We start from the raw sequence: 2,067 nt of genomic DNA, 5'->3' as shown, positions 1-2,067 counted from the left end.
CCCCAGCCGATCCCGGCCGCGAGGGCGCCGCCGCCGACCAGGCGCTGGGCGGTGGGGTCGAGCAGCGGCTGCGGGGTGAGGTCGCGGGGCGGCATCGGCTGCATCGGCGCCGGCGCCTGGGAACGGCGCATCGGGACCATCTGGCCGTAGGCGTCGGGGACCCAGACGACCGGCTCGCGCTCGTCGTAGGTCTCGACCGCGCCTGACAGCGGGACCTGCATGGGCATGCGGTAGTGCGGGCTCGCCTCGACCTCGTGGGGACGGTAGGGCTGCACCGCGGCGACGGTGCGCAGGTGCTGAGGGGCGCTCTCGGTGCTCACGGTGGTGACCTCCGTCTGGGTCGGGGAGAAGGGGGGCTGGCCCCGGGCGAGGGGAGGCCCGGGGCGGGCCGGATCAGTTCTTGCGGTGCGGCTTGGTGCGGCGCAGGACGTGGTCGCGGGAGAAGCCGGTGGCCTCGACGACGTCGCGCTGGAGGACGGTCTTCGCGTCCAGCTCGGCGGCGATGGCCTTCCACATCGCCTCGTCGGCGGTGGCCTTGGCGTTCTCGGCGTCGGCGTGCGCCTGGTCGCGCACCTTCTTCAGCTCGGCAACGCGGTCGGTGGCCGCGGCGCGGGTGTCCTTGTCGGGCTGTGCCATGACGGGCTCCTTGGGTTCGTGAGGGACGATGGGGCTCCCCCCGCTGCCTTCAGGAGCGGGATTCGGGGCCCGGGGCGGCCGGTGATCCTTGGCCGGGTAGCGGCCGCCCCGGGGCGTTTCTAGTCGGTGATGAGCGGAACCTCGAACGGCTCCCGGGTTCCGACGGCTCCGAAGGCCGACGGGATGGTCTCCTCGGCGGCAGCGGCGACGTGCCGAAGGGCGTGTCGAATGCTGTTCGCCGCGTCAAAGCACTCGTCGGTCAGGCCCGCCGCGTTGAGGCGCTCGGCCTGGTGGCCCAGCGCCTTCAGCTCGTGCCACATGTCGAGCAGCTCGTCGTGCAGGGTGAGCAGGCCGGGCTGGAGGGCGTACGGCACGGACAGCTTGGCGGCGGCGTCGTTGTGGGTGCGGACCCGCTCGGCGGTCGTGTCGAAGGCGTTGCGGGCGATGACGTCGCGGACCTCGTCGACCGACTCGTAGGCCCAGACCCTGCCGAAGAGGCCGTAGACGAAGGTCATGAGGCGGCTGGGCTGGTTCACGCTGGCTCCTCTGCTGTCTTTTTCGCTGGCTTTTTCGCTTGCTCTCCCGGTAGTCAGCGGGCGCATCCCCGGGGGGTCGAGACGTGCCCGGACATGCTGCTGGCGCGGACGGTGAAGCCCTGCTGGATGGCCTGGGGGGTGGCGGTGACGTCGACCGCGCCGGACATCGTGTGGGCCTGGATGAGGCCACCGCCGACCGCGTTCGCCTGGATGCGGCCGGACATCGTGTCGAGGTAGCCGTCGCGGACCAGGGCGGAGACGTGGATGGCGCCGGACATCGTCTTGGCCCGCGCGAACACCGCCGCGCCGATGGAGACCGCGCCGGACATGGTGCTCGCCCGCAGGTTCTGCGCGCGCTCGACTTCGACGCGGCCGGACTGGGTGTCGGCGGAGACTGCGGCGAGCGGGCCGGTCGTCGTCAGGGCCGACGAATCCGACTGGGAGATGACCGTGCTGTTCAGCGGGACGGTCACGGTGATCTCGACCGGCGAGATGTGCTGGACGACGGTGCCGCTCCCGCCGGTGATGACCTGGCCGTCGACGATCGTGACGCCGGTGACGTTGCCGCGGATCGTCCCGCCGCTCTGGATGACGGTGGTGCGTCCGCCCCGAGTGAAGACCGACTGCGTGATGCCGCTGCCGTGGTCTTCGCCGGTGACCTGAGCAACCAGGGTGCCGTCGTTCATGCCGAGTTCGGCGGTGCGGACGGCCTCGGCCGCCGGGCCCTCCTCGTCGTCAGTGCGGATGGTGACAGAGGCGCGCTCGCACTTCTCGCTGGCGTCGACGGTGATGACCCCGTGGATGCCGAGGATGCTCGCGCTCAGGACGATCGCTCCGGGCTGGTCGGTGGTGAAGTGGCGGCTGGTCATGTCCGTCTCCCTTTAGGTCAGCTTTT

General features: G+C 71.4%; 3 protein-coding genes and 1 pseudogene. All 4 read right to left on the bottom strand.

Annotated features, from left to right (window positions below; all coding sequences use genetic code 11):
- A pseudogene (locus B072_RS44685) lies at nucleotides 1-320 on the bottom strand (hypothetical protein); the annotation flags it as partial.
- Nucleotides 321-393: 73 nt separating this feature from the next.
- Nucleotides 394-636 (bottom strand): hypothetical protein, encoded by a 243-nt coding sequence (locus B072_RS0132995; protein WP_018534249.1) that lies wholly within the window; start codon nucleotides 634-636, stop codon nucleotides 394-396.
- Nucleotides 637-755: 119 nt separating this feature from the next.
- Nucleotides 756-1,172 carry a hypothetical protein gene (locus tag B072_RS0132990; protein WP_158689278.1) on the bottom strand — a complete coding sequence of 139 codons (417 nt, stop codon included), beginning with the start codon at nucleotides 1,170-1,172 and terminating at the stop codon, nucleotides 756-758.
- A 53-nt stretch (nucleotides 1,173-1,225) separates the two neighbouring features.
- Nucleotides 1,226-2,041: a DUF4097 family beta strand repeat-containing protein gene (locus B072_RS0132985; protein ID WP_018534247.1), complete on the bottom strand. Its 816-nt coding sequence runs from the start codon at nucleotides 2,039-2,041 to the stop codon at nucleotides 1,226-1,228.
- Nucleotides 2,042-2,067: the final 26 nt, after the last annotated feature.

The organism is Streptomyces sp. HmicA12 (assembly GCF_000373565.1).
Lineage (GTDB): Bacteria > Actinomycetota > Actinomycetes > Streptomycetales > Streptomycetaceae > Streptomyces.
The sequence above is the reverse complement of the archived record's forward strand: the minus strand, read 5'-3'. Positions and strand labels throughout refer to the sequence as shown.